Source organism: Hufsiella ginkgonis, assembly GCF_009834915.1.
In the GTDB taxonomy this organism is placed as follows: Bacteria; Bacteroidota; Bacteroidia; order Sphingobacteriales; family Sphingobacteriaceae; genus Hufsiella; species Hufsiella ginkgonis.
On the sequence record NZ_WVHS01000002.1, the window covers coordinates 762,326 to 787,452 of the forward strand.

The following is a 25,127-nucleotide window of genomic DNA, read 5'->3' on the forward strand; positions in this document are numbered from 1 at the left end:
TTCTGGTTATTCATAATTAATGGGAGCAGGCTTAAAAGTTTGGGAGCTGTTAGCTTTCAGCTATCAGCAATCAGCTTTGATTACACTGTCAAACTTGGAATACTACTCAGGAAGAGCTCAACGTCAATTACTTATCTTATAAGGTATACTTACGGGCTGAATGCTGATAGCTGACAGCCAAATCTACTCCCCGGAAATTCAGCTTGATCCAATTAATGTCACAAAATTTGAACACCTAAAATGCCCTCAAAAGCGCCAAAAATGCAAAAAGCCCGATACAAAATCGAGCTTTTAAGCTTGGCGGTGAGGGAGGGATTCGAACCCTCGGTACGGTTGCCCGTACGTCAGTTTAGCAAACTGATCCTTTCGGCCTCTCAGGCACCTCACCTTTTTAGTTTCAGTAGCCGGTTGTTAAAGCGCCGTAAAGGAACTGATAACGGCCACCGGTGGCTGACCACCCCTAAAAGGTCTGCAAATATAGACGCTCAAACTTAACCTGCAAAAAAAATTTCATTTCACCGCGGCGTAGTCGATACGCACGTGGTAGATGCCCATCAGCATGGTTTTAAAGATGAGCTTGATGGTTTCGATGTCTTTGAGGGTGATGTTGCTGTCGTTCAGCTGGTCCTGCTCCAGTTTATAGTCGATAATGCGGTCGACAAGGTCGCTGATGCTTTGTACCGACGGCTCCTTGATACTGCGGGAAGCGGCTTCTACCGAGTCTGCCAGCATCAGCACCGCGGTCTCTTTCGAGAATGGGATGGGGCCCGGGTAGCGGAAGATGTTCTCATCTACCAGCTTTTCGGGGAAATTCTTAAGGAACGACTGGTAAAAATAATCGACGCGGGTATTGCCGTGGTGGGTACGGATAAAGTCGATCACGATCTCCGGGATATGGCTCCGGCGGGCAAGCTCGATACCTTTGTGCACATGCTGAATAATGAGCTGCGCACTCTGCTCGTAAGATAAATTGTCGTGCGGATTGGTGCCCTTATTCTGGTTCTCGATAAAGAACTGTGGGTTTTCCATCTTCCCGATGTCGTGATACATGGCTCCAGCCCTTACCAGTAGGGCGTTTCCTCCTATCTTAAAGATGGCCGCCTCGGCAAGGTTGGCCACCTGGAGCGAATGCTGGAACGTACCCGGCGCCTTATACGAAAGATCGCGAAGGATCCGCGAGTTGGTATTGGTAAGCTCGATCAGCGTCAGGTCGGAAATAATGCCGAACAGTCGCTCGAACGCGTAAATAAGCGGGTACGCCAGCAGCGACAACAATACACTGAACACAAACGGGGTAAAGTTGATCCACTCGATGTCGGCCAGCGACCCGTTGCGGATAAAAGAGATCCCTACGAACCCGACAAAGTAATTGCACAGGATCAGGAAAGCGGAGATCAGGAACTGCTCCCGCTTCACCAGGCTCTTGATGCTGTACAAGGCCACCATCCCCGAAGTGATCTGCAGATAGGTAAACTCGAAGCTGTTTGGAACATAGAAACCTGCAATGAGGATCACCAGCGTATGAATGTTAAGCGCCAGCCGCGTATCGAACAAAATGCGGATAATGATCGGTACCACGCAATAAGGGATATAATACACGCTCGGGATCTTCATCCGCATGGCCAGCGACAACGTTACCAGCATACCGGTAACCACGATCAGGATAAGCGACATCAACCGGTTATCGGCATAGATGTCTTTCCTGAAAAGAAACAGGAAAACGATCAGCATGGTTATGCAAAGCGATACCAGCAAAAATTGCCCGACTACAAGGACCTGCCTGTTCCCGGCGATCCGGGCGTCTTCTTCATAGGCTTCGCGGAGCGATTCGAGCTTTTTAAAGATCTCCGGCGTGATAATAGTACCGCTCGACACGATAAGTTCACCTTTTTGCACCATCCCGCGCGCCACCGAAATATTTGAAATGGCGTCGGCCTCGAGTCGCTCAGAAACATGCTCGTCGTACAAGTAATTGGGCTCGATATGATCGTTCATCACGTCGGCCAGCCAGGCCTTATTCTTAATAGCAGGTAACAGCTGCAGCTGCCCGCTGATGTATTTCCCGGCAGCTTCGGGCGTAAAGATCTCGACGGTATTTAAATGCCGCTCTACATTGTTGGTAAGCAACAGGAAATTATAATACGTTCCCCGGCGCTGGTATTTTCGGTTCGGTGTACTAATGCCGCGTGCATACAATGTTCCGAGAATTCGCTGCCCGGTGCTGAGGTATACGGGCTTTAATTCAACGTCTTCCCCGGAACTCTTCCATTTAATGTCAAGATCAGACGCAAAAGCGGCCACCTGCTCTTCCGCGGTAACGGTATTGTTGCGGTATACCGGCAGTACCGATTTTAAAATATCCGCCTGGTCCTTCTCTATTTCCGCGGAAGTTTTTTTAATGGCATAACTATAGGGAGACACCAGGTCTTTATGCAGCCATACGGTACCTTTCTCAAACTCGTACCTGAACTTTGCCTGCTTGGGCAATGAAATAGTGATAATGAGTATGCAAAACCCCATCATCACAAATTTCAGCTTGGACGAGTACTTCGGGTGAATGAGCTGCTGCGGATTCTTTTTAAGCTTTGCCAATTGTAGCTTGTATGTAGTAATACAAAACTAATGTTTTTTTTGAACGTACGGGAAGGAAGGTTGGACGTTCTGCGTTAGACGTTATACGCTCCTATCGCATGTTCAATGGCGTAGCTAAGCACCGGGGCGTATAACACCGGGCGCATAACGGAAAACATAAAAAAATTTGCAGATTCCGATTCCATTATGATATCTTTATGATATCAAATCTTAACAACAATGAACACAGAAAAAACCATTAGCCCGATCTCCGGCTATATTGCACTCTTCCTTTTCCTGGCGCTGGTGGGGGGCGCTATTTTCTCCTTTATCACCTATCACCCGGTGATCGGGGCGATCTGCTGTTTCACCGGCTTTATCCTGGTGCTGCCGGGATTACTGATCAACAACCCGAACCAATCCAAAGTGCTTACTCTTTTTGGTAATTATGTGGGCACCATAAAAGAAGACGGTTTCTTTTGGGTGAATCCCTTCACCGTTAAAAAGATGGTGTCATTAAAGGCGCGCAATCTCAACGGTCAGCAGATCAAGGTGAACGATAAGCTCGGTAACCCGATCGAGATCGCGGCAGTGATCGTGTGGCAGGTAAAAGACACGGCGAAAGCGATTTTCGAGGTCGACGATTACATACAGTACATCAATATACAAAGTGAAGCCGCCGTACGCCACCTCGCCAATATGTTCCCCTATGACAATTTTGAAGATGAAGAAGCCAACATCACTTTAAAGGATGGAGCGGAGAAAGTGAGCGCCATGCTCGAGGCGGAACTAAACGAACGTTTGCTGCGCGCAGGCATCGATGTGATCGAGGCACGCCTGAGCCACCTCGCCTATGCTACCGAAATAGCGGGCGCGATGCTGCAGCGCCAACAGGCGACAGCGGTGGTTTCTGCGAGGAAACAGATCGTAGAAGGCGCCGTAGGCATGGTAGAGATGGCGCTGGCCCGTCTATCCGAAAAGAACATCGTAGAACTGGATGAAGAGCGGAAAGCGGCCATGGTAAGCAACCTGCTGGTGGTGTTATGCGGCGATAAAAATGTTTCGCCGGTAGTAAATACAGGAACTTTATATCATTAATATGTACCAGGAATTTTCGAAACGTACCGCGTTAGAACTGCGGGCGGTGCGGTCAGGTAACTGGCTTAGCCGGAACATGGAGATCACCGACGACCTGTACAGTTACGGCAAGCTCTCGTACAGCGGCCTGTTCAAACACGATATCGTTGTGGAGACCAGCGGGCAAAAGTGGCGCTTTATCGCTTCCGGGGCATGGCGCAAGGACCTGGAGATCGTCGACGAAAACGATACGACGGTAGCGTTTCTCTCCACAAGCTGGTGGGGAATGAAATCGACGCTGACATTTCCCGATGGAAAAACCATGCAATTTTCGCGTCCGTCGGCCTGGAAGAACCGCTTCGTGTGGACCGATCCCGCACGCGGTGAGGTGATGGAACTGGACGGCAAAGCTTTTACCCGGGATGTAGTGATCACCTTCAAAGACGATCTCAAAAACAATCCATGGCTGCTATTATTGGCATTTTTAGGCCTGCACCGCATCATGGTGGCGCGGAGACAGGCTGCCGCATCAACCTGACCCTGTTATGAAATACCGCGAGGAACAACATTTTAACCCGCTGATTATCGCGCTGGTCTTTATCCCAGAAATACTGATGCTCATCCTGGTGCTTACCGGGCGGGAAAAGATCGCAATAACACCGCTGGCCATCGGGCTGGCTGTTTCGGTGGCCGTGGCTTTGGTGTTTAAGGCGCTGAAACTGGAAACAGTGATCGACGAAACAGGGATCTCGTACCGGTTTGCACCATTCCAGCCGCTAAAAACCTACCCGTGGACCGGCATCCGCAAAGCAAAGCTGAGGGAATACAGCCCGCTGATGGAATATGGCGGGTGGGGATACAGGTTCGCTTTCGGGGCGGGTACCGCCGTGAATATGTCGGGCCATAACGGGCTGCAGCTTGAATTTAACAGCGGCAGGAAATTGCTCATCGGAACCCGCAAACCCATGGAGCTTGCGTCGTTCCTGTCAAACCTGCAAAGCGAGTATCACCTGGACCAGATCGTTAGCTGAGATACCATGGCCGAAAAAAAAGCATTTGTGCTGCGCATCAGCGCCGATACCTTACAGGAGATCGAATTATGGGCTGCCTGCGAGTTCAGGAGTACCAACGGGCAGATCGAGTTCCTGCTGAGCGAAGCGCTGAAGGCCCGGAAAAAGCGCCCGAAAAAATCCGCTCCCGAAACTTAACCTTATACTTGTACGAAAAAACGACTGCCAGCGTTGTAACCCTAATTAACGACCCATGAAACAAGTATACATCCTTTCCGCTGTTCGCACCCCTATCGGGAGCTTTGGCGGGAGCCTTTCTTCGCTTACTGCGCCTCATCTCGGGGCGATAGCGATCAGGGAGGCGGTGGCGCGCGCGGCCGTCGACCCGCAGCTGGTTCAGGAAGTACTGATGGGCAACGTATTATCGGCCGGCCTTGGCCAGGCGCCTGCCACACAAGCCGCTAAATTTGCCGGCTTGCCCGACCTGCCCGCTACCACCGTAAATAAAGTTTGCGCCTCGGGAATGAAGGCGGTAATGTTGGCAGCCCAGGCCATTGCGCTCGAACCGGGAAGCGTGCGCATTGCTGGCGGTATGGAAAGCATGAGCAACGCGCCTTATTACCTGGAAAAGGCCCGTACGGGCTACCGGCTCGGCCATGGGCAATTGATAGACAGCCTGTTAAAAGACGGTCTTTGGGACGTGTATAACGACTACCACATGGGTTCGGCTGCGGAATTATGTGCCGCCGAGTGCGGTATTTCGCGCGCCGACCAGGACGAATTTGCCATCACCTCCTACCGCCGCTCACAAGACGCGCAGGCGAGGGGGCTTTTCGACAAAGAGATCATCGCGGTAGAATTAAAAGATAAAAAGGGAAATGTAACCCTGTTCGAAAAAGACGAGGAGACCAGTGCTGTAAACTTCGAAAAGATCCCTTCGCTGAAACCCGTTTTCGCCGGCGACGGTACCGTAACGGCCGCCAACGCCTCGACTTTGAACGACGGCGCTGCAGCCCTCGTACTTGCCGGGGAAGACGCCGTACGGCAACATGGCTTTAAGCCGCTTGCCCGTATCTGCGGATACGCCGATGCACAGCAGCTGCCGGAGTGGTTTACCACCGCACCGTCGAAGGCGATCCCGAAAGCCATCTTAAATGCAGGCCTTACCCCCGCCGATATCAGCTTTTACGAAATAAACGAGGCCTTCTCCGTGGTATCCATCGCCAATAACAGGGCACTGGAGCTCGACCCGGCCCGGGTAAATGTGAATGGCGGCGCGGTTTCTATGGGGCACCCGCTTGGCGCATCCGGCGCCAGGATCCTGGTGACGCTGCTCCATGTACTTCAGCAAAATAATGCCCGGTACGGTGTGGCCGGAATTTGCAACGGTGGCGGTGGCGCCAGCGCAATTGTGATCGAAAACCTGTCTGCCAGCTAATATGATGCGCGCTTATCTCTCCCTCCTACTACTGATTTTATGCGGGAACGGCGTCATGGCCCAGCACACAGATGCTGCCAAATACCGTACGCAGCTTAACCTTTACCAGGATAGCCTGGTGATTTACGGGAACAAGATCATTAACGATGCCTCAGGTCCCGAGCGGCTTAATTCCTCTTACGCTTTTGCGAAGCTGCTGGTAAGAGCGCTTAAGACACCGAATTCCTTTAACTATAGTTTCGACTCGTTAAAAACCATTAGTATCCAATACCCGCCCGACCGTAAGTTCCGGATCTTTAGCTGGTACGTGATGTTCGATGATGGCAGCTACCGCTACTATGGCGCCGTGCAAATGAATAACCCCGACGGTAAACTGCTCATGCACGGCCTGGTGGATTATACCCCCGCCATAAAAAATCCAAAAGATACCGTTACCGACAACAGCAAGTGGTACGGTGCCCAATACTACTCGATCATCCCGGTCTACTCAGCACGTGTGCCGTATTACCTGCTCCTCGGCTGGAAAGGGAACACGGTAAAATCTACCCGTAAAGTAATTGAAGTGCTGTCTTTCAAAGACAATAAACCGGTGTTCGGCATGCCGGTTTTCGACGGAGATAAAGACAATGTCAACAGTAAACGGATCATTTTCGAATACTCGCGAAAAGCCACCATGCTCCTGAAATGGCAGCCGGCTACCTCCACTGTCGTTTTCGACCATCTCGCTCCCATGGACGACCGCATGAAGGGCGCATTTGACACCTATGGTCCCGACATGTCGTACGACGCCTTCCGGCTTGCCAACGGCCGCTGGCGCCTGCAGAGCGACCTTCGGCTAACCAATCCCCCTTCGGCGAAAGACGAGCTTTTTAACGACCCGAAATTACCGGGAACCATTAAAAATATCCAGCGTAAGCTTTAAACAAACCGGGCCAGCGCCGCTTTTACCTGCCCGAGATACCCCGTACCAAAGAGGTTGAGGTGGATAAGCAACGGGTAAAGATTCCATAACGGGATACGCGATTGCCAGCCGGCGGCGAGCGGAAATAACTCGATATAAGACGCATAGAAAGCCTCGGTAAATCCGCCGAACAGCCTGGTCATTGCAAGGTCCGTTTCACGGTGCGACCACGCGACCGCCGGATCGATGAGCACGGGCTTCCCGCCGTCGGCGATGAGGTAATTACCTCCCCAAAAATCGCCATGCACCAGCGCCGGCTTTTCATGCGGGTACAACCCGTGAAAGGCGGTGCAAAGCTGCCCGAACCGTTTCACCAGCGAACTATCCAGCAGCCGCTGATCTGCCGCCAGCTTTACCTGCGGGAGCAGCCGGCAGGTCACAAAAAAGTCGGTGAACGAGCTGCCCTGGTCATTTCGCTGCGCCAGCGAACCCATGTAATTGTGGTGATCGAGGCCAAATTGTATACCCGCATGCCCGTGCAGCGCGGCAAGTTCCCGGCCAAGCGCGGCCTGCGACAGGTGGTTACCGGCACCGGGAGCGATCCATTCCATCAGCAGGAACTGCCGGGTGCTGAAACTGCCGGAAGTTACCACCGCAGGTACAGGAGCGCCATACTTCCCAAGGAGCTCCAGCCCGCGTTTTTCGGCGTCGAACATCCCCGGAAACCGCTGGTGATCATTCACTTTCAGGAAGAACAACCTGCCGCCGCTCTTTAACTGGTAACAATTATTGATACTTCCGCCAGAAACTTCGCGCATCACCCGTAGCGGAATGCGCTCCTTATCGCCGGCTATGAGCGGCTCGATATGCTTTAACAACAGGTCATCTGGGAACATCGTTCTAAAATTAGGGCTAAAAGCCTATCTTTGCGCAACTGATGAAGCATATTCGTAATTTCTGCATAATTGCACACATTGACCACGGGAAGAGCACGCTCGCCGATCGCCTGCTGGAATACACGCAAACCATTTCCAAACGCGACGAAAAAGCGCAGCTGCTGGACGATATGGACCTGGAGCGCGAACGCGGTATCACCATAAAAAGTCATGCCATCCAGATGAACTATGAGCTCGACGGACAGAAATATGTCCTGAACCTCATCGATACGCCCGGGCACGTCGACTTTTCATACGAAGTATCCCGCTCGATCGCCGCATGCGAAGGCGCACTGCTTATCGTGGATGCTTCACAAGGCATACAGGCACAAACCATTTCCAACTTATACCTGGCACTTGAACAGGACCTCGAGATCATTCCTGTACTCAATAAAATGGATCTTCCCGGGGCCATGCCCGAGGAAGTGAAAGACCAGATCGTAGAGCTGATCGGCTGTAAACGCGAAGAGATCATTCCCGCCTCCGGTAAATCGGGTATGGGCGTTTTTGATATCCTGCGCGCTATCGTAGAACGCGTTCCGGCGCCGGAAGGCGATCCCCGCGGCGAGCTCCAGGCATTGATCTTCGACTCCGTTTTTAACTCGTTCCGCGGCATCATCGCTTATTTTAAGGTGGTGAACGGCGAGATCCGCAAAAATGATAAAGTAAAGTTCATCGCCACCGGCAAAGAATACGGCGCCGATGAAGTGGGTATCCTAAAACTGAACCAGGAGCCCAGGGATGTGATCAAAACGGGTGACGTGGGTTACATCATTTCAGGGATAAAGGAAGCGCGGGAAGTGAAGGTGGGCGATACCATTACCCATGTTGACCGCCCGAGCACTACCGCTATACAGGGTTTTGAAGAGGTAAAACCGATGGTATTTGCCGGTATCTACCCGGTAGACACCGACGAATTCGAGGAATTGCGCGAAAGTATGCACAAGCTGCAGCTAAACGACGCTTCTATCGTATTCGAGCCTGAATCTTCGGCAGCGCTTGGCTTCGGTTTCCGCTGCGGCTTCCTGGGGATGCTGCATATGGAAATTATCCAGGAACGCCTCGAACGCGAGTTCGACATGACGGTGATCACTACCGTGCCGAACGTATCCTATAAGGCCTATACCACCAAAGGCGATGAGATCATCGTCAATAATCCTTCGGACCTGCCCGATCCCAATAAACTGGAGTTCGTGGAAGAACCGTTCATCAAAGCCAGCATCATTACCAAATCCGAGTTCGTGGGGCCGGTAATGTCGCTTTGTATCCAGAAACGAGGCGTTATCATAAACCAATCCTACCTCACTGCTGATCGGGTGGAGCTAACTTTCGAGCTGCCGATGGGCGAAATCGTATTCGACTTCTACGACAGGCTGAAGACGATCTCTAAAGGGTACGCTTCATTCGATTACCACCAGACAGGATATAAACAATCGGACCTGGTACGGCTCGACATCAGGCTGAACGGAGAACCCGTTGACGCCCTTTCCTCGCTGATCCACCGCAGCAACTCCTACGAATTCGGGAAAAAGATCTGCGAAAAGCTCCGGGAGCTGATCCCGCGCCAGCAGTTCGAGATCATCATCCAGGCTTCGATCGGCGCTAAGATCATCGCCCGCGAAAGCGTACGCGCGCTCCGCAAAGACGTGACGGCAAAATGTTATGGCGGCGACATCTCGCGTAAGCGGAAACTGCTGGAAAAGCAGAAAAAAGGCAAGAAACGCATGCGGTCCGTGGGCAATGTAGAAATCCCGCAATCGGCGTTTATGGCGGTGCTGAAACTGGATTAAACGCCGGACGTTTTACGTGCCTAAACAGCCGTTAAACGTGGTCTATATTGTTACGCGAATTAAACGTAGAACGTTAAACGTCTCACGTCCAACTCAAACAAATGTTACTCGACGGAAAATACGTATCAGAAAAGCTCAAAGAAGAAATAACCGCCGAAGCGGCGGCGGTGTTGGCAACAACCGGCCGTCAGCCTCACCTGGCGGCGATCCTGGTGGGTCACGATGGCGGAAGCGAAACCTATGTGGCCAGCAAGATGAAGAATTGCGAGAAAGTCGGCTTCAAGTCCACGCTGGTGCGCTACGATGAATCGGTGTCTGAAACCGAGCTCCTTGCCAAGATCGAAGAAATTAACCGGGACCCTTATGTAGACGGCCTGATCGTCCAGCTGCCGCTGCCTAAGCACATCGATCCCGAAAAGGTAACCGCCACCATCGATCACCACAAGGACGTGGACGGCTTTCACCCGGTGAACCTCGGCCGCATGATGCGCAATCTCCCCTGCTTTATCCCGGCGACACCTTACGGGATCTTGTTGCTGCTGGAAGAATATAAGATCGAAACCTCCGGTAAACATTGCGTGGTAGTCGGCAGAAGTAATATCGTGGGAAGTCCCATGAGCATCCTGATGGCCCGTAATGCCTACCCCGGTAACTGCACCGTAACCCTCACCCATAGCCGTACCAAAAACCTGGACGACGTGGTGCGTTCAGCCGATATCATCATTGCTGCGATCGGGAAAAAGAACTTCATCACGGCCGGCATGGTAAAAGAAGGCGCCGTAGTGATCGATGTAGGCATTAACCGCGAGACTTCGGCAGCCACCAAATCGGGCTACAAATTATATGGAGACGTGGATTTTGAGGCCGTAGCGCCAAAATGTGCATACATTACCCCGGTACCGGGCGGCGTGGGGCTCATGACCATCATCGGGCTGCTAAAAAACACCCTTGCATCCGCAAAAAAAGAAATCTACGGGAACGACTAATGATACACATCGGCACCTATAATCACCTTCGCGTTAAGAAAAGTACGGCAGAGGGCCTGGTCCTTACCGACGGTGAGCAGGATGTATTGCTGCCGAAGCCGCAGGTACCCAACGACGTGCAGGTTGGCGACGATGTTTTCTATTATGTGTACCACCACAAAGACGGCCGGCTGGTAGCTACCAGTAAACGCCCGTATGCCTGTACCGGCGATTTCGCGTATCTGAAAGTGGTCGACACCACAGACAACGGCGCATTCCTTGACCTCGGTATCGACAAAGACCTCTTTATTTCTTCTAAACAGCGGCTGCCGCTAGAGGCAGGGAAAAGTTACGTGGTATATGTGTACCTCGACGAGCAGGATGGAAAGCTGGTTGCCACCACCTGGCTCGACGAACACCTCGATACCGACCTGCAGGACCTGGAAGAAGGCGAAGAAGTGAGCCTGCTCATCACCGATATCAGCGACCTGGGTTACAGCGCCATCATCAACAACCGTTATCCTGGCCTGCTCTACCGCGACGAAGTGTACGAAAACCTGCAGATCGGCCAGTCATGTACCGGCTACATCAAAAAGATACGACAGGAAGACGGTAAGATCGACCTGAGTATGCGCCAGGTGGGATTCGATTTCATACTTGAGTCTAAAGATTTCATACTCAATATGATAAAAGCAAACGGCGGGGTGCTCGACCTTGGTGACAAAAGCGACCCGGCAGAAATCCGCTACCGGCTTAAAATGAGCAAGAAATCCTTTAAACAGGCGATCGGCATGTTGTACAAGGAGCGGCTCATTACCCTCTCCGACCATGAATTGAAATTGGTGCACGGCGATAATAAGGAGTGATACGTTAAGCCGATCATTTCCCGAAAAAACGTTCCCACAAACTCTTTTTCACCTCGAAACCCACGTAGATACCATCCGCACGCGCCTCCACGGGGTATACATCGATGTAATCGCCCTGCAACGGGTTTCCGCGGCCTGTAACCAGGTCATATTCATACCGGTGATGCGGGCAGATCAGCTTACCGGACTTGCACCAGCCCCGTGACAGATCGGCGCCGGCATGCGGACAATAAGATTGCGTAGCGAAGTACTTTCCATCGCCGAACACCAGCGCCAGCTTTTTGCCGTCGGCGAGCACAGGTTTCACAAAATCTTCGGCCCCGGTTATCGGCGGGGAAACTTTGATCCAGTTCCGTTCCATTAAAACTTCATCTGCATGTAATATAACAGGGGAAGATAGTAAATACCCGCGTTTTCGGGCAGTGTTTCGTACTTTTGCGGGCTTATGGCGCACCAGGTACCAGACGACGGAACATTATTGCCCCTGATGGAAGAGTTTTACACCATCCAGGGCGAAGGATACAATACAGGCAAGGCGGCTTATTTTATACGCCTTGGCGGATGTGATGTGGGCTGCCACTGGTGCGATGTGAAGGAAAGCTGGGATGCCGGGCTGCACCCGCTTACCGCCGCCGACCAGATCGTTGAAAATGCGGCGAAATATCCCGGGAAGGCCGTAGTGATTACAGGCGGCGAACCGCTCATTTATAACCTCGATTACCTTACCGCCAAGCTGAGAGCGCGCGGGATAAAAACATTTATTGAAACATCGGGCGCTTACCCGCTTTCGGGCCATTGGGACTGGATCTGCCTGTCGCCCAAGAAATTTAAGGCGCCGGTAAAATCCATCGCGGCAGCCGCTCACGAGCTGAAAGTGATCGTGTTCAACCAAAGCGACTTTAAATGGGGCGAAGAACATGCACGGCTGGTTTCGCCGGGGTGCAAGCGTTACTTCCAACCAGAATGGTCTAAACACCAATTGGTTACGCCCTTAATTGTGGATTACGTAATGCAGAATCCACAATGGGAAATTTCGCTGCAAACGCATAAATATCTCAATATCCCGTAAACCATCCGGCGTTTTTATACGTTTAAACAGGTAAATCCTCAACACAAATCCACATGAAACTTTCGTCGTTAATCCTTCCATTAATTGTTCTCCTGGCTATGCCTGCCGCAGTTTTCGCCCAGGGAAAGAATGTTGTTTACAAAGACGGTACCACCGGGCTGACCGGCTATTTTGTAAAAGCGAACATCGCTAAACCCGGCGCTCCCGGGGTGGTGATCCTGCATCAATGGCTTGGCCTCACCGATCACGAGAAAGAATCTGCCCGTAAACTGAGCCTGCTCGGCTACAACGCGTTTGCCGCCGATGCGTACGGAACGAATGCACGTCCTAAGGACATGAAAGAAGCCGGTGAGAAAGCCGGATATTACAAAACGAACTGGCAGATCTACCAGGGCCGGATCAAAGCCGCGATCACCGAACTGGTTAAGCTGGGCGCTGATCCCAACCGCATCGCCGTGATCGGTTATTGCTTTGGCGGCACCGGCGCCATTGAGGCGGCACGTGCCAACTTTCCCGTAAAGGGCGTGGTATCTTTCCATGGCGGGCTTGCTAAAGATGAAAAACGCCCGGCAGATGCCATCAAACCGAAAGTACTGGTGTTGCACGGGGCCGACGACCCTTATGAACCGGAAGCAGAGATCAAAAAATTCCAGCAGGAAATGCGCGACACCAAAGCGGTATGGCAAATGAACTATTACGCCAACGCGGTGCACTCATTTACCCAGAAAGAGGCCGGGAACGACAACTCCAAAGGCGCCGCTTACAACGAGCTGGCAGCAAAGCGTTCCTGGCAGGATATGAAACTGTTCCTGGCTGAAATATTTGCTAAGCAATAATTACCCCAGGCATTTTACGTTTAGATCTTACGCCGGCGCCTGCTGCAGGTCCTGCCGCGCAGCTGACTTGATAATATCTCGAAAATGATGTCCCGTTTCAGCCTGTCCCTGGCGCTTTTCTTCCTGTTATGTGGTCACATGCAAATAGGATATGCCCAGCTTCAAGCAAATTCACCGAACAAGGAGGCACAGCAGGCGTATGAACAGGCCGGCAGGATGATCGCTATCAAATCATATGGACAAGCCGCCGAACTCCTGGGTAAAGCGGTGAAACTCGATCCGCGTTTCGCAAAAGCCTGGCAACAAATGGGCGACCTTGCGAGGATCCGCCAGGACTATACCTCCGCGAAAGAGAACTACCGGAAAGTGCTTGCCATCGACCCGGAGTTTTACCGGGGTACTTACCTGGGCCTGGCAGAAAGCGAGCTTAACACCGCCGACTATACATCCGCCCTGCAGCATCTCCGTAAATATGAAAGCTACCCTGACATCCTGGAGGCTACCCGTAAGCTTATTGCAAAATACATCGGCGATGCGGAATTCAGCCTTAAGGCGGTGAGCGACCCGGTGCCGTTTAAACCCGTACGGCTTAACGACGGCGTAAATACTAACGACCATGAGTATTTCCCGGTGCTAACCGCGGATGGCGAAACGCTCATTTTCACCCGTCGCATTGGCCAGAACGAAGACTTTTATAAAAGCAACCTCATCGACGGAAAATGGACTACCGCTTCCCCGCTCAGTTCTGCCATTAACACGCCACAGTTTAACGAGGGCGCTCAATGTATTTCCCCGGACGGGTTGTACCTGTTCTTTACCGGCTGCAACCGGCCCGATGGCAAAGGACGCTGCGATATTTACCTCACCCGGAGAGAAGGAAAGGAATGGGCCAAACCATTTAACATCGGGCCGCCGGTAAATACGGACGGCTGGGAGTCGCAGCCCTCCATCAGCCCTGATGGGCGGACCCTTTATTTTGTGAGCAATCGTACCGGCGGCATTGGCGGCTACGACATCTGGAAAAGCAGCCTGGTGGAAGGCGGCGAATGGTCGCAACCGGTAAACCTCGGGCCAAAAGTGAACACGCCGTATGATGAACAGGCGCCGTTTATCCACGCAGACAACGAAACGCTCTATTTCTCTTCCAACGGGTGGCCCGGCCTTGGAAACAGGGACATATTCCTCTCCCGGAAAGATGCGCAGGGTAACTGGCAAACTCCGCAAAATCTCGGTTATCCCATCAATACGGCCGGGGAAGAAACCGGGCTGACCATTAGCAGCGACGGGAAAACGGCATTCTTTTCTGCCACGAAGGCCGACGATTCGAAGGGAATGGACCTCTTTTCCTTCGGGCTTCCTGCCAAAATAGCGCCTAAACCTGTTACTTATGTAAAAGGCACCGTGGCCGACAAAAAAACCGGCGAGCTCTTGTTTGCTACGCTCCGCATCACTGACGTAACCAGCGGCGAATTATTGTACGACGACACCTCAGATCCCGGAAGCGGCGAATTCCTGGCTACTTTGCCGGCAGGAAAAGTGATCGCGCTGGCGATCGAAAAAGAAGGATACTTGTTTTATTCCGCCAATTTTACGCTTACTACCCCCGCTTCTGTAGCCAGGCCGTTCCTGGTCAGGGCCCTTTTGGAAAAGATCGAAGTGGGAGGTATGGTGGTACTCAATAACGTGTTCTTTAATACCAATAAATATGAGTTGCTGCCAGAATCGCGCTCAGAACTGCAGGAACTGATTAAGCTGTTAACAGCCAACCCTTCCCTGGTGATCGAGATCAGCGGACATACCGATAACAAGGGCGACGATAAATTAAACCAGGTACTTTCAGAAAACAGGGCTAAAGCGGTTTATGAGTTCCTGGTAGCCAATAAAATTGCAGCAAAAAGGCTTACGTTTAAAGGTTACGGAGCCGGGAAGCCTATTGCAGACAATGCCACTGAAGAGGGGCGAAAAACGAACAGGAGGACGGAGTTCAGGGTTACCGCCAAATAGGCGGATTTTTGCCTGATGCCGGGCCTATTTCGCACTTATTTAGTTTTCATCTCCTCCTCCAGCACTTTGCTTTCCACATTTTCTTTTTTGATGCCTGTACGGAGAAACAGGAATAAGCTCATATAAATATTGGCTATCCACATCAGCGCGAACTCGGCGATGAGGTATCCGCGCCAGCCGGTAAGCAGCAATTGGTAATCGGTGAGGGCGATAAAAAAAGCCGTTACGTAAAAACTAAAGCAATATTCGCAGGTAAATACGTAAAAGAATTTACGGATAAAAAGGGTCCTGCCCTTCTCGCTGCATTGTTTGCAATATTCCCGGGGCTCGTAAAAGATCTGCTCGTGCGTGACAGTCCAGGCCACACATGCAATCGGGATCGCCAATGTAAATAGCCAGGTTAGTTGCGTAGTATAGTCCATGGTCCGATAAAAAACAGCGTTGTAACGCCTGTTAAATACAATCGATACCAAGGGTTGTTTAAAATGATCTCAATTTGGCGCCGCCTACTGCCGGGCATAACGGTCGAGCGCGTTAATCTGCCGCTGGTAGTCCTGCGGAAGAATGGCCTCTTTCAACAGCTTGTCGAGTTTCACCTTGCGGGAGAATTTATAGAGCAGGATAACCGGGGCGAGGAACGGGATCTCGCCCAGCGATAACAGTCGCCGCACCCGTGGCGGCGCCATCACTTGCTGGGCTTGCCGGAGCACCTGGTACCTGGCAAACCCGAGATGCTTTTTATATTGCCGGTAAAGGTCCTTTGAAAAATGACTGTACACCAGGTTCTGCTGCAAATGTCCGGCACGCATCACTACCCAGGCTTCGTAATCGGCAGGCAGGCCCGTTAGGCCCATCCGGTGCCCCACACGGTAAAAAACCAGGAATATTTCCCGTTTTTCGGCGTCCGACAGCTTCCGCTCCAGCAGTTCGAACGAGCGGATCGAATAGTCGATGAGCATAAATAACACATCGCGATACGCCCAGTCGGGAATATTGCGCCCGCGGCTCGCTTCCACTCCACGATGAATGGCGGCGATCTTGTCGATAGACCGGATCGCCTCATCGTAGTCAGAGAAGATGATCATTCGCGCATATTCCACGGTAGAAAACAACCGGCCCAGCGGATCCGCAGGCAGCTTCCCGGTATAGTAAAGCCAATCTACGGCCTTATTTACGGCAAATTCCGCGGATGCGCCGGCAAATATGAACAGGATGGTATCTGCTTTGCCCCATACCTGGCGTACAATCGAGTTTTTATCAACAAATAAATTCATCACTTCCTCCTTCTATTTTCTACCAGCACCACGGTAAGGATGCCTGCCGTATACGCAATTATGTCTGCCCACTGGAAAAAACTTCCCATTAGCAAATGTGCCCATTTGGAATTCTCGAGCCCCAGCACCCGGTTAAGATGGATATACTGAAACCACTCCATCAGGTACGAGAACAACAGTGTCCCCAACGCCGTAACGTGAACCGGCATATTAAAAAAGCTTTTTATAAAACAATATACCAGGATCACCACCAGGTAATCGCCAAAAACCGGGCGGATGAACGTGTCGTTCACAAAAGCAGCTATGTATACCTCACACAGGAACAACAGCACCGCTATGGCGAAATACCTTTTATTGAACGTAAGTTTTAAAATCGCCATAGAAAAGTACTTTGATATACAAAGTTATCAATATTATCTTGAATTCAAAGGGATAAAGCAGTAATATGCGGTTCGATGAAAAACAGCCTGATCTTGTTCCGTTTACTGCTAACCGCGATATTCCCGGTCAAAGGAATTGCCCGACCGGCAAAACCCGGCACCTGGGTGACAACTACCCTTGGCGCGAAGGGCGTCCGCAATTGCACATTTTCCGGCACGTTGCCGCGGCAGTCGTTTGCAAGACTGGTAAACAGCACTCATTTCTTCTTTACCGGCAACTATGCCAGTAATACCATGAAGAGTTTCCTGGATACCGAAAACTTTGCTGAAATTGCGGAAACCGGCAACAATATCGCTCCGCGTTGATGTTTAAAACGATCTCCATACTTGGCTGTGGCTGGTACGGCCTTCCGCTGGCAGAATCGCTGGTAGGTGACGGTTTTACCGTAAAAGGTTCGACTACTTCCGCAGATAAATTAGACTTGCTCGGCGGAAAGCGTATCCAGCCGTTCCTCATCGAGCTGGGCAAAAAACCTGGTCAAACCGATCCGGGTTTCTTTACCTGCGATGTTTTGATCGTTACGCTGCCTCCTAAACGCGGCCGGGACGGTGCGGAAGACTATCTTACCCGGCTCGAATACCTAAAAAAAGCGGCGATACGATACAAGGTTCCCCGGCTGATCTTTACCAGTTCCACGGGCGTGTATGGCGATCACAATTCGATCGTTGATGAGGATACCCCGCCGCAGCCCGACAGTGATTCCGGCAAACTCCTGCTTAACGCGGAAAACCTGCTTAGAAGCTGCCCGGAATTTAAAACAACGGTGATCCGTTTTGGGGGCCTCATCGGGCCGGGCCGTGACCCGGGACGATTTTTCGCGGGCAAGAAACAGATCGCCAATGGCAAAGCACCGGTTAATTTGGTACAGCTCTACGATTGCATCGGGATCACCAAAGCGATATTAGTGCACGACGCATTCGGCGATATATTCAACGCCTGCTCAGCAGATCACCCGGAAAAGAAAGATTTCTATGAGCGGGCCGCTAACATTTCCGGTTTGCCTGTGCCCGAATTTATCGACGAGCTTATCCTATGGAAGCTAGTTCTTAGTAAAAAAGCGGAATCAGTATTGGGCTACAAGTTCGACGGCCTGGCCTGAGTAAAGGTCGCATCGCATGGTCCGTTTAATAGGATAAGACCATCTCAGCATACAGCTTTTCCAGCGTCCCCCCCGCATCGGTACATAACCCCGGGTGTACCGCCGAGCCCTGCAATACGGTACTGCGGGCCGCGGTAAGCCACCGGAACCGTTCGGCCATTTCCAGCATCGCAATCGGCCCCCCCTTTTTTGTTCCCCGGCAAATCTCTGTAAAAGCTTCGAGCTGTACTTGCAGTTCACCCAGGTCAAGCTCCCGGGAGAACACGCCGAGTCGTTGTTCGTCAAGGCTAAACAGCAGCCCGAGAAACTTCTGGCGCTTGCAATACAAGATCACCCCGACATTCAGGAACTCACCGCGCTCTGCCCTCGGCATCACACGGATCACGGCGTACTCAAAAATGTCCGGTCCTGGCATCTTCTGCAGCGGTTAAAAAAACATCCGAGGAGGCGATCCTCCCGGTAAGAAATTGCGCATATACGTCCCTGATTTCCGCGGCAGACTCCCCGGACGGCCAATTCTCCAGCCAGTCGCCGGGAACTAACGAAACGATCTGCCTGATCCTGCCGGGTGTAAGGACGGCGCGGGAAATTTCGTTTACCCGGGCAAGTTCCGTTGCCAAAGGCAATAATACATGGTCTTTTACCTGTAAAAACGGTCGTTTGGCCTGCGTCTCCCAGTTATCCCAGCTATGGTGAAAATACAGCGATGCACCATGATCAATGAGCCATAACTCTTTGTGCCATATCAGCATATTGGTGTTCCGGGCCGTGCGGTCTACGTTGGTAAGCAGGCAGTCCAGCCACACGATCTGCGAAGCGAGGAAGGCATCGGGCCGCGTTACAACGGGATCGAACGTGATGGAGCCCGCCAGGTAATGGACCGCCAGGTTCAGGCCAACGCTAAACTTCAGCAGGCCCTGGATCTCCTCATCGGGCTCCGTGCGGCCGAATGATTCGTCGAGGTTAGCAAACACCAGCTCGGGGACCTTTAACCCGAGAGCACGGGCGACCTCGCAACCGATCAGCTCGGCAATGAGCGCCTTTACCCCCTGCCCTGCTCCCCGGAATTTGAGCACGTATAAAAAACCGTCGTCAGCCTCCGCGATCGCGGGAAGCGATCCGCCTTCGCGCAAGGGCGTTACATAGCGGGTGACATTCACCGTACGAAGTGTTATTTCTTTATTCATTACTTCTCCCGCCATAAAGATATTATTCCTTCCGCATTAACCTTACTCATTAATTTGTTACCTGTTAATCCTTATCATTGTATATGAACGCAAACACATTCGCCATCATTGGCCTCGGCAAAATGGGGCTTAACCTGGCCATCCACGCAACGGAGTTAGGATATAATATTGTTGGTTACGACCCTTATGCGGTGTCGCTACCGGAAAACTCCCGGCTGGTGCTGGCAGACAGCCTCGCAGACCTGGCAGCCAGGCTGGACGGCCCCAGGAAGATCTTCATCTATATTCCTGCCGGGAAGGCCATCGACGACCTGATCGCGCAACTTATGCCGTTACTGCAACCGGGCGATATTATCGTAGACGGCGGAAACTCTTACTGGGGCGACAGCATCCGCCGTGCGCAAACACTGCGCGAGCAAGGTATTCACCTGGTAGATTGCGGAACCAGCGGCGGCGTGGATGGCGCAAGAAACGGCGCCTGTTTTATGGTGGGCGGCGAAACGGCGGCGGTGAACCAGCTTGCGGGCTTCCTGCGCGCCATGGCCGTGCCAAATGGGTATACGCATACCGGCGGATCCGGCTCGGGCCATTTCGTGAAACTGGTACACAATGGCATCGAATTCGGTATGCTGCAGGCCATCGGCGAGGGCATGGACCTGCTATCGCACTACCCGGAACAATTGAATATCAGCGAGATCCTGCTTACGTGGAACAACGGGTCGGTGATCCGGTCGTGGCTGGTGGAACTGATGAAACGGCTTTACGACGAAAAACAGGGCTTTAACGTACCTTCTTACGTGGAAGATACCGGCGAAGTGAACTGGCTGGTGCATGATGCCATGCAAATGGAGGTTTCGGTGCCGGTTATTGCGCAGTCGATCATGCAGCTGATCGCGTCCCGCGATTCGGAACATACCTGGGCGCGGGCGGTGGCTATGATGCGCAACGGCTTTGGCGGGCACCCGTTCGGACCCGACGAGGCCATTAAGTACGAACGAAAACACGGGCGTGTAGGCGGATTCCCCTTCTAAGCGGTCTTATTGTTCCTGCCATTGATCTCTATTTTAAACTTGTAGTTGCTTTCCGGGATCTCCGGCTGCTGCTCGAAGGAAGTGCCCCCACCCCCGCCGGCCGGCTGAAGATCTGCAAACTCGCGGATGGCGTACCAGTTCGAAATATCGTCGCTGCCCGGGAAGCCAGGTACCTGGCCACTTATCCCGGTCATCCTACAGCCTCAGATCAGGCAAGCCCCAGCGGCACAGCGCCACCGTTCCGGCTTAAGAAGGATTTTATAAAAACCTGGCGAATCGACGACCGGGATCTTCGCGCGAAAGCGAAAATTTTGCTGCCCGGCGCTTGTTAACGCCAGCAGGCATAGCCATGTTATTCCGCAGCAGCGGAAAAATATCAGTCGATCTTTAGCGGCTCATCTTCTGCAATGATCTTTTTAACTTTCTGGTACATAAACGAAATGATCAGCAATAGAATGCCAAGGCAAAAGAAAGCAGCGATCTTCCCCGCGGCGGGTATATGGATGATATCGTAGGTGAACAGTTTCACCAGGGTGATGGTGAAAAGCGTAAGCGAGATTATGCGCAGGTTCCGGGCTTTTGCGCGCATGCCCATCCACATCAGCGCAAAAGAAAGGAGACCCCATAAAATTGGCAGACCGGTACGGGTATACACATCCCCGATCCGGGCGAGAGAGCCGGCCCCGGAATAAAAGAGACTGTTAGCAGCCATGTTTATTTCGACACTAAGGAACGCCACCACCGCCATGGAAAGCAGCCACGTAAATGTATTCCGTGCGTTCGGGTTAAAAAGCTTCAGCATCCGGGCCATATCCCGGATCACGATACCAAGAAAAATCGCAGCCGCCCAATGTGCATTAAAATGGGCATACGGATACCCATGGTGCTCCAGCGTCTCGTACTGCGCATCAAAAAACGAAGGAATAAACGCGAAATAAACAAGTATGCAGCCGGCCAGCACGAAAAAGATGATCATCTGATCGACCTCCATCTTAAGCATGCGGATTACCAGCTGTAAGCCGCATACAAACAGGGGCAGGTACAACATCAGGTAAATAAGGTTCAACCCGGTGCCCGGGAAATGGCTGGTGAACTGGTGATTTACTTCCGCGGCGCCACCGATAAAAAACACCAGGACGGTGGCAATGCGGAGCACAGGCAGGTTCATCTTAAAGAAATGCAGCCGGTCGCTTTCCCCGTTTTTTGCCAGGCGGGCAAGCACTGCCGTGCAGCTCCCTGCGAATAGCGACGTAATAAACCCTTTGTTGGCAATCACCGCAACGGGTGCGCCGGCGGTACCGTATACGTTTAGCCAATCCATCACCAGGCTGACGACCATAGCCAGCCAAACCAGCAGCGCACTGGTGCCCAATAATTTAATGGACAATTTCTGGAACAGCCAGTACAACAATACCGTCTCCGTTGCCCAGAACAAGGTGATATAATGACCGCTTAACTGGATTGGCGCAGTTAATGAGATAAACGACAAGGTGATACCGATGAACAGGAACAAGATATTCCGGTCCGTTTTCGGGCTGCGGAATAACAGCCATGTAAGCACCAGGTTTACCGCCCCGAGGCTCGCAGTAAACATCCCGCGGAACGCGGTCGCCTCCATCCTGTTAAGAAGGTATAAGCCTGCCGAGAAATAGAGCCCGGTATTGATCAGCAGGATGCTAAAATCAGACGCGATAAACTTCTTGCCCTCCTTTACGGCATGGGCGATATTGATGACCGTGTACAAAAGGTAAAGCACACCCGCATAAATAAACCCGGTTTTATAGGTGGATATCTCCAGGCTGCAGACTACGCCGGCAAACACGATCACGGTTAAAGCAAAGGCCGACGCGTTCAGGATACGCCATGACTTATAAATGGAAATAACCAGCAAACCCGTATTGAGCAGCACCAGGTATACACACAGGGCGTTGTAATCGGCCTTCCCGGTACTCACCATAAATGGACTCGCCAATCCGCCCAGCAGTGCGATAACTGCGATCTCCTGTTTGTCGTAAAGCAAAGCAAGCGCTACCGCGAAGGCCGTGATACCGATCAGGATCACAAAGGTGGTGACTTGCGTAAATAAGTGAAATTCATGGAACGCCAGCGTAATGGTAAAATAAAATACGGCCAGGCCGCCGCCCACCAGCACCGAGCTGAACGCTTTGTAACTGTTTCGCATCCGGTGCGCAATACCGATAAGTATTCCGCCGCAGGCGATACCGGTGGCCACCCGGCCGGCCTCGCTAACCCAGTCCTTATCGATGGCGTACTTTACGAAATATCCGATGGCCAGCACCAGTATAGCGATCCCGATCTTATTCACGAGGTTTTCCCCGATAAATTTCTCGAGGTCTGGATGTTTTTCAAAAAAGGAAAGTTTCGGCTCCGGGGCTGATACCCTTACGGGTACCCTTTCCGGAACAGCCTTTACCGGTGCAGGCGGCTCAATCATTTCTTTGAAGGCTACCACTTCCGGTTCGCGGACGATCACCGGTGGCTTTTCTACTGCCGGTTTTTCTGCCGGGGCAGGATGCGTTACGGTTGCCGGTTTGTGACGTTCAGGTTTTGGAAGTTCCTGGAATTGTTTCAGCAGCTGGTGGAGCGCGTTGATCCGGCTCTCCAATTGCCCGATCCGGTCGCCGGTTTTAAAATTGCCATTCAGGAGGATGACAATGATCAACACCAGGAGTACGATCGTTAGAATCTCCATAAGTAAAACAACTTGTTTTTAAGCCAAAATCTTGTCGATCTGGCCGATCTCTTCCTCCGTGAAATGTGTATTTGCCAGGCTCCTGAGCGAATCTGTGATCTGCTCCGGCTTACTGGCGCCAATGAGCACCGAGGTGATGCGCGGATCTTTCAGGATCCAGGAAAGCGCCATGTGCGCCAGCTTTTGTCCGCGCTGCTGAGCAAGGCCGTTCAGCTGACGGATCTTTTCGAGCCGCCCGGGCGTGATGTGCTCCCGGTTAAGGAACACGCCGCTGGTGGCCACACGTGAATCCGCGGGGATGCCATGCAAGTACTTATCCGTGAGCAACCCCTGCGCCAGCGGCGAGAACGGGATACAGCCCACACCTTCATCGCCCAGCACATCCAGTAACCCGTCTTCTACCCAACGTTCGAACATAGAATATTTAGGCTGGTGGATGAGACAGGGCGTGCCAAGTTTGCGGAGGATATCGATGGCCTTTTTTGCTCCTTCCGCATCATAATTGGAAATGCCCACGTATAAGGCTTTGCCTTGCCGCACGATGAGATCAAGCGCCGTCATGGTCTCCTCCAGGGGAGTTTCCGGGTCGGGCCGGTGGTGATAAAAGATATCTACGTAATCGAGCTTCATTCTTTTGAGGCTCTGGTCGAGGCTGGAAACAAGGTATTTTTTCGATCCCCATTCGCCGTATGGCCCTTCCCACATATGATATCCCGCCTTGCTGGAGATCACCAGCTCGTCGCGGTAGCTGCGGAAATCGTCCCAAAGGATCTTGCCAAAGTTTTCTTCGGCGGATCCCGGGGGCGGCCCGTAATTATTGGCCAGGTCGAAATGGGTGATGCCGTTATCGAACGCGGTGGTTAACAGGTTCCGGCTGTTTTCGAGCATATTAACATGCCCGAAGTTATGCCATAAGCCCAGCGACATCTCAGGTAGTTTTAACCCGCTGTTGCCGCAACGGCGATAGGTCATGGATTGGTAACGTGAATCGGAAGCTTGGTACATATAAATGGGGTTTGGTACGATATTACGTGTTTTATGTTAAAGGTGAAAGATGAAAGGAAAAAGGTTGACCGGGATGGTCTGTCCAGTAATAAATACAGCCTGCAACAAATACCCGTCAAATCAGCGGATATAGTCGGGTAGCGCGGCCTGTAGTTTAAAACGTATAAATACCTATCAACCAGCCAGATTATGGTTACATAAGCGATTCTGGCAAAATCATTGTATTTAAGGCGGTGTACTAAACATACATATAAAATGAAAAAGGTAATTATACTCGCGATCGCTTCCCTGATAGGTGGAGCATCATATGCACAGTCGACGGTGAAATTTGGTTTAAAAGGCGGTGTAAGCTTGCCCAAATACCAGTTCAAACAGGTAGACGGTAAAGACCCTGATACCAAAACCACCACTAATTTCCATGTTACCGGGTACGCGGATGCGCCTTTAAGCAGCATGTTCTCTATCCAGCCGGGTATTTCCCTGCAGGGTAAAGGCGGAAAGTACATCGACAACAATAACCTGCAGGCAGAGCAAAACACGCTCTGGATTGAAGTACCGGTGAACTTTGTGGCTAAGCTCCCGTTGGGGACCGGCAAGGGTACCAATCTGTTCCTCGGCGCAGGCCCGTATGCAGGTTTCGGCATCTCCGGTGAAAACAAGCTGACCACCAATAACGCGGAGACCAAAAGCGATATCAGCTTTGGCGATGATTCCGGCGACAACCTGAAAGGTACCGACTTTGGTGTTAATTTCCTCGGCGGATTCCAGATGGGCAGCGGCTTTACCCTGGGTGCAGGATATGGCATGGGCCTTACCGACCTTCGTCCGGGAGGCTCTGGCGGTAACGGGAAACAAACCAACCGTGTTTGGTCGTTTTCTGCCGGCTTCCTGTTCTAACAACTGATCTGTAACCCG

General features: G+C 52.0%; 27 protein-coding genes and 1 tRNA gene. 16 read left to right on the forward strand and 12 right to left on the reverse strand.

Translation table 11 applies throughout. The features are described from left to right. Positions 1–298: 298 nt before the first annotated feature. Both GS398_RS10120 and GS398_RS10125 read right to left on the reverse strand, forming a co-directional pair. Positions 299–388 (reverse strand) — tRNA-Ser (locus GS398_RS10120). A 122-nt stretch (positions 389–510) separates the two neighbouring features. After that, complete coding sequence (locus GS398_RS10125) at positions 511–2,592, reverse strand: HD family phosphohydrolase (protein ID WP_439649216.1); 2,082 nt, start codon at positions 2,590–2,592, stop codon at positions 511–513. A 219-nt stretch (positions 2,593–2,811) separates the two neighbouring features. On the opposite strand from GS398_RS10125, the gene GS398_RS10130 reads away from it, so the two are divergent. The 6 genes from GS398_RS10130 to GS398_RS10155 are packed head-to-tail and all read left to right on the forward strand — an operon-like array spanning position 2,812 to position 7,018. After that, positions 2,812–3,669: an SPFH domain-containing protein gene (locus tag GS398_RS10130; RefSeq protein ID WP_160906641.1), complete on the forward strand. Its 858-nt coding sequence runs from the start codon at positions 2,812–2,814 to the stop codon at positions 3,667–3,669. Position 3,670: 1 nt separating this feature from the next. Next, a complete protein-coding gene (locus GS398_RS10135; protein WP_160906642.1) occupies positions 3,671–4,186 on the forward strand; it encodes a hypothetical protein in 516 nt (171 codons plus the stop codon). A 7-nt stretch (positions 4,187–4,193) separates the two neighbouring features. Then, entirely contained in the window at positions 4,194–4,679 is a 486-nt protein-coding gene (locus tag GS398_RS10140) for a hypothetical protein (RefSeq protein WP_160906643.1), read from the forward strand. Between the two features lie 6 nt (positions 4,680–4,685). Further along, on the forward strand, positions 4,686–4,856 hold the full coding sequence (locus GS398_RS10145) for a type II toxin-antitoxin system antitoxin (protein WP_160906644.1): 171 nt from the start codon (positions 4,686–4,688) through the stop codon (positions 4,854–4,856). A gap of 55 nt (positions 4,857–4,911) precedes the next feature. Next, entirely contained in the window at positions 4,912–6,096 is a 1,185-nt protein-coding gene (locus tag GS398_RS10150; protein ID WP_160906645.1) for an acetyl-CoA C-acyltransferase, read from the forward strand. A 55-nt stretch (positions 6,097–6,151) separates the two neighbouring features. After that, positions 6,152–7,018, forward strand: a complete 867-nt coding sequence (locus GS398_RS10155) for a hypothetical protein (protein ID WP_160906646.1) — start codon at positions 6,152–6,154, stop codon at positions 7,016–7,018. On the opposite strand, the gene GS398_RS10160 is transcribed toward GS398_RS10155, so the two are convergent. Next, a complete protein-coding gene (locus tag GS398_RS10160; protein ID WP_160906647.1) occupies positions 7,015–7,893 on the reverse strand; it encodes a fructosamine kinase family protein in 879 nt (292 codons plus the stop codon). The two genes, GS398_RS10155 and GS398_RS10160, sit on opposite strands and share 4 nt — an antisense overlap. Before the next feature lie 41 nt (positions 7,894–7,934). Here GS398_RS10160 and lepA point away from each other — a divergent pair, with 41 nt between their 5' ends. The 3 genes from lepA (at position 7,935) to GS398_RS10175 (ending at position 11,553) form a co-directional block, all read left to right on the forward strand. Beyond that, the gene (lepA, locus tag GS398_RS10165; RefSeq protein ID WP_160906648.1) at positions 7,935–9,722 is read left to right on the forward strand and encodes a translation elongation factor 4; all 1,788 of its coding nucleotides are present in this window, start codon (positions 7,935–7,937) and stop codon (positions 9,720–9,722) included. 101 nt (positions 9,723–9,823) lie between these two features. Then, on the forward strand, positions 9,824–10,708 hold the full coding sequence (locus GS398_RS10170) for a bifunctional 5,10-methylenetetrahydrofolate dehydrogenase/5,10-methenyltetrahydrofolate cyclohydrolase (RefSeq protein WP_160906649.1): 885 nt from the start codon (positions 9,824–9,826) through the stop codon (positions 10,706–10,708). Further along, complete coding sequence (locus GS398_RS10175; protein WP_160906650.1) at positions 10,708–11,553, forward strand: CvfB family protein; 846 nt, start codon at positions 10,708–10,710, stop codon at positions 11,551–11,553. The genes GS398_RS10170 and GS398_RS10175 overlap by 1 nt, the downstream gene beginning before the upstream one ends. Positions 11,554–11,566: 13 nt before the next feature. On the opposite strand, the gene GS398_RS10180 is transcribed toward GS398_RS10175, so the two are convergent. Continuing rightward, positions 11,567–11,914: a Rieske (2Fe-2S) protein gene (locus GS398_RS10180; protein WP_160906651.1), complete on the reverse strand. Its 348-nt coding sequence runs from the start codon at positions 11,912–11,914 to the stop codon at positions 11,567–11,569. A gap of 84 nt (positions 11,915–11,998) precedes the next feature. Between GS398_RS10180 and GS398_RS10185 the strand changes: the two genes are divergently transcribed. The 3 genes from GS398_RS10185 (at position 11,999) to GS398_RS10195 (ending at position 15,462) form a co-directional block, all read left to right on the forward strand. Next, the gene (locus GS398_RS10185; protein ID WP_160906652.1) at positions 11,999–12,622 is read left to right on the forward strand and encodes a 7-carboxy-7-deazaguanine synthase QueE; all 624 of its coding nucleotides are present in this window, start codon (positions 11,999–12,001) and stop codon (positions 12,620–12,622) included. Between the two features lie 53 nt (positions 12,623–12,675). Further along, the gene (locus GS398_RS10190; RefSeq protein WP_160906653.1) at positions 12,676–13,458 is read left to right on the forward strand and encodes a dienelactone hydrolase family protein; all 783 of its coding nucleotides are present in this window, start codon (positions 12,676–12,678) and stop codon (positions 13,456–13,458) included. Between the two features lie 84 nt (positions 13,459–13,542). Next, positions 13,543–15,462 (forward strand): OmpA family protein, encoded by a 1,920-nt coding sequence (locus GS398_RS10195; RefSeq protein WP_160906654.1) that lies wholly within the window; start codon positions 13,543–13,545, stop codon positions 15,460–15,462. Between the two features lie 35 nt (positions 15,463–15,497). Here the strand turns inward: GS398_RS10195 and GS398_RS10200 are convergent, their stop codons facing one another. From GS398_RS10200 to GS398_RS10210, 3 genes are all read right to left on the reverse strand, one after another. Further along, entirely contained in the window at positions 15,498–15,884 is a 387-nt protein-coding gene (locus GS398_RS10200; protein WP_160906655.1) for a hypothetical protein, read from the reverse strand. Between the two features lie 84 nt (positions 15,885–15,968). Next, complete coding sequence (locus GS398_RS10205; RefSeq protein ID WP_160906656.1) at positions 15,969–16,736, reverse strand: oxygenase MpaB family protein; 768 nt, start codon at positions 16,734–16,736, stop codon at positions 15,969–15,971. Then, complete coding sequence (locus tag GS398_RS10210; RefSeq protein WP_160906657.1) at positions 16,736–17,116, reverse strand: ribosomal maturation YjgA family protein; 381 nt, start codon at positions 17,114–17,116, stop codon at positions 16,736–16,738. The genes GS398_RS10205 and GS398_RS10210 overlap by 1 nt, the downstream gene beginning before the upstream one ends. Before the next feature lie 75 nt (positions 17,117–17,191). Here GS398_RS10210 and GS398_RS10215 point away from each other — a divergent pair, with 75 nt between their 5' ends. Both GS398_RS10215 and GS398_RS10220 read left to right on the forward strand, forming a co-directional pair. Continuing rightward, positions 17,192–17,482, forward strand: coding sequence for a hypothetical protein (locus GS398_RS10215; RefSeq protein WP_160906658.1), 291 nt, complete (start codon positions 17,192–17,194; stop codon positions 17,480–17,482). After that, on the forward strand, positions 17,482–18,276 hold the full coding sequence (locus GS398_RS10220; RefSeq protein WP_160906659.1) for an SDR family oxidoreductase: 795 nt from the start codon (positions 17,482–17,484) through the stop codon (positions 18,274–18,276). Before GS398_RS10215 ends, GS398_RS10220 begins: the two co-directional genes overlap by 1 nt. Before the next feature lie 25 nt (positions 18,277–18,301). Here the strand turns inward: GS398_RS10220 and GS398_RS10225 are convergent, their stop codons facing one another. After that, the gene (locus tag GS398_RS10225; protein WP_160906660.1) at positions 18,302–18,691 is read right to left on the reverse strand and encodes a DUF3037 domain-containing protein; all 390 of its coding nucleotides are present in this window, start codon (positions 18,689–18,691) and stop codon (positions 18,302–18,304) included. After that, positions 18,669–19,478 carry a HipA family kinase gene (locus GS398_RS10230; RefSeq protein ID WP_439649217.1) on the reverse strand — a complete coding sequence of 270 codons (810 nt, stop codon included), beginning with the start codon at positions 19,476–19,478 and terminating at the stop codon, positions 18,669–18,671. Before GS398_RS10230 ends, GS398_RS10225 begins: the two co-directional genes overlap by 23 nt. A gap of 68 nt (positions 19,479–19,546) precedes the next feature. On the opposite strand from GS398_RS10230, the gene GS398_RS10235 reads away from it, so the two are divergent. Next, positions 19,547–20,494, forward strand: a complete 948-nt coding sequence (locus GS398_RS10235; RefSeq protein ID WP_160906661.1) for an NADP(+)-dependent, decarboxylating phosphogluconate dehydrogenase — start codon at positions 19,547–19,549, stop codon at positions 20,492–20,494. Here the strand turns inward: GS398_RS10235 and GS398_RS10240 are convergent. The 3 genes from GS398_RS10240 to mgrA form a co-directional block, all read right to left on the reverse strand. Beyond that, entirely contained in the window at positions 20,491–20,688 is a 198-nt protein-coding gene (locus tag GS398_RS10240) for a hypothetical protein (protein WP_160906662.1), read from the reverse strand. The genes GS398_RS10235 and GS398_RS10240 overlap by 4 nt on opposite strands. 182 nt (positions 20,689–20,870) lie before the next feature. Beyond that, entirely contained in the window at positions 20,871–23,207 is a 2,337-nt protein-coding gene (locus tag GS398_RS10245; protein ID WP_160906663.1) for a DUF2339 domain-containing protein, read from the reverse strand. Between the two features lie 18 nt (positions 23,208–23,225). Continuing rightward, positions 23,226–24,212: an L-glyceraldehyde 3-phosphate reductase gene (gene mgrA / locus GS398_RS10250; RefSeq protein WP_160906664.1), complete on the reverse strand. Its 987-nt coding sequence runs from the start codon at positions 24,210–24,212 to the stop codon at positions 23,226–23,228. Between the two features lie 255 nt (positions 24,213–24,467). Between mgrA and GS398_RS10255 the strand changes: the two genes are divergently transcribed. After that, positions 24,468–25,109 carry an outer membrane beta-barrel protein gene (locus tag GS398_RS10255; protein ID WP_160906665.1) on the forward strand — a complete coding sequence of 214 codons (642 nt, stop codon included), beginning with the start codon at positions 24,468–24,470 and terminating at the stop codon, positions 25,107–25,109. Positions 25,110–25,127 lie beyond the last annotated feature (18 nt).

Bases quoted from the DNA above. Each gene is read 5' to 3' on its own strand.
- GS398_RS10245 (WP_160906663.1), bottom strand. From the start codon at position 23,207: ATGGAGATTCTAACGATCGTACTCCTGGTGTTGATCATTGTCATCCTC.
- GS398_RS10200 (WP_160906655.1), bottom strand. From the start codon at position 15,884: ATGGACTATACTACGCAACTAACCTGGCTATTTACATTGGCGATCCCG.
- GS398_RS10150 (WP_160906645.1), top strand. From the start codon at position 4,912: ATGAAACAAGTATACATCCTTTCCGCTGTTCGCACCCCTATCGGGAGC.
- GS398_RS10145 (WP_160906644.1), top strand. From the start codon at position 4,686: ATGGCCGAAAAAAAAGCATTTGTGCTGCGCATCAGCGCCGATACCTTA.
- GS398_RS10205 (WP_160906656.1), bottom strand. From the start codon at position 16,736: ATGAATTTATTTGTTGATAAAAACTCGATTGTACGCCAGGTATGGGGC.
- GS398_RS10215 (WP_160906658.1), top strand. From the start codon at position 17,192: ATGAAAAACAGCCTGATCTTGTTCCGTTTACTGCTAACCGCGATATTC.
- GS398_RS10225 (WP_160906660.1), bottom strand. From the start codon at position 18,691: ATGCCAGGACCGGACATTTTTGAGTACGCCGTGATCCGTGTGATGCCG.
- GS398_RS10190 (WP_160906653.1), top strand. From the start codon at position 12,676: ATGAAACTTTCGTCGTTAATCCTTCCATTAATTGTTCTCCTGGCTATG.
- GS398_RS10185 (WP_160906652.1), top strand. From the start codon at position 11,999: ATGGCGCACCAGGTACCAGACGACGGAACATTATTGCCCCTGATGGAA.
- GS398_RS10140 (WP_160906643.1), top strand. From the start codon at position 4,194: ATGAAATACCGCGAGGAACAACATTTTAACCCGCTGATTATCGCGCTG.
- GS398_RS10210 (WP_160906657.1), bottom strand. From the start codon at position 17,116: ATGGCGATTTTAAAACTTACGTTCAATAAAAGGTATTTCGCCATAGCG.
- GS398_RS10135 (WP_160906642.1), top strand. From the start codon at position 3,671: ATGTACCAGGAATTTTCGAAACGTACCGCGTTAGAACTGCGGGCGGTG.
- GS398_RS10175 (WP_160906650.1), top strand. From the start codon at position 10,708: ATGATACACATCGGCACCTATAATCACCTTCGCGTTAAGAAAAGTACG.
- GS398_RS10235 (WP_160906661.1), top strand. From the start codon at position 19,547: ATGAACGCAAACACATTCGCCATCATTGGCCTCGGCAAAATGGGGCTT.
- GS398_RS10255 (WP_160906665.1), top strand. From the start codon at position 24,468: ATGAAAAAGGTAATTATACTCGCGATCGCTTCCCTGATAGGTGGAGCA.
- GS398_RS10130 (WP_160906641.1), top strand. From the start codon at position 2,812: ATGAACACAGAAAAAACCATTAGCCCGATCTCCGGCTATATTGCACTC.
- GS398_RS10180 (WP_160906651.1), bottom strand. From the start codon at position 11,914: ATGGAACGGAACTGGATCAAAGTTTCCCCGCCGATAACCGGGGCCGAA.
- mgrA (WP_160906664.1), bottom strand. From the start codon at position 24,212: ATGTACCAAGCTTCCGATTCACGTTACCAATCCATGACCTATCGCCGT.
- GS398_RS10230 (WP_439649217.1), bottom strand. From the start codon at position 19,478: ATGGCGGGAGAAGTAATGAATAAAGAAATAACACTTCGTACGGTGAAT.
- GS398_RS10155 (WP_160906646.1), top strand. From the start codon at position 6,152: ATGGCCCAGCACACAGATGCTGCCAAATACCGTACGCAGCTTAACCTT.
- GS398_RS10195 (WP_160906654.1), top strand. From the start codon at position 13,543: ATGATGTCCCGTTTCAGCCTGTCCCTGGCGCTTTTCTTCCTGTTATGT.
- GS398_RS10240 (WP_160906662.1), bottom strand. From the start codon at position 20,688: ATGACCGGGATAAGTGGCCAGGTACCTGGCTTCCCGGGCAGCGACGAT.
- GS398_RS10220 (WP_160906659.1), top strand. From the start codon at position 17,482: ATGTTTAAAACGATCTCCATACTTGGCTGTGGCTGGTACGGCCTTCCG.
- GS398_RS10160 (WP_160906647.1), bottom strand. From the start codon at position 7,893: ATGTTCCCAGATGACCTGTTGTTAAAGCATATCGAGCCGCTCATAGCC.
- GS398_RS10170 (WP_160906649.1), top strand. From the start codon at position 9,824: ATGTTACTCGACGGAAAATACGTATCAGAAAAGCTCAAAGAAGAAATA.
- lepA (WP_160906648.1), top strand. From the start codon at position 7,935: ATGAAGCATATTCGTAATTTCTGCATAATTGCACACATTGACCACGGG.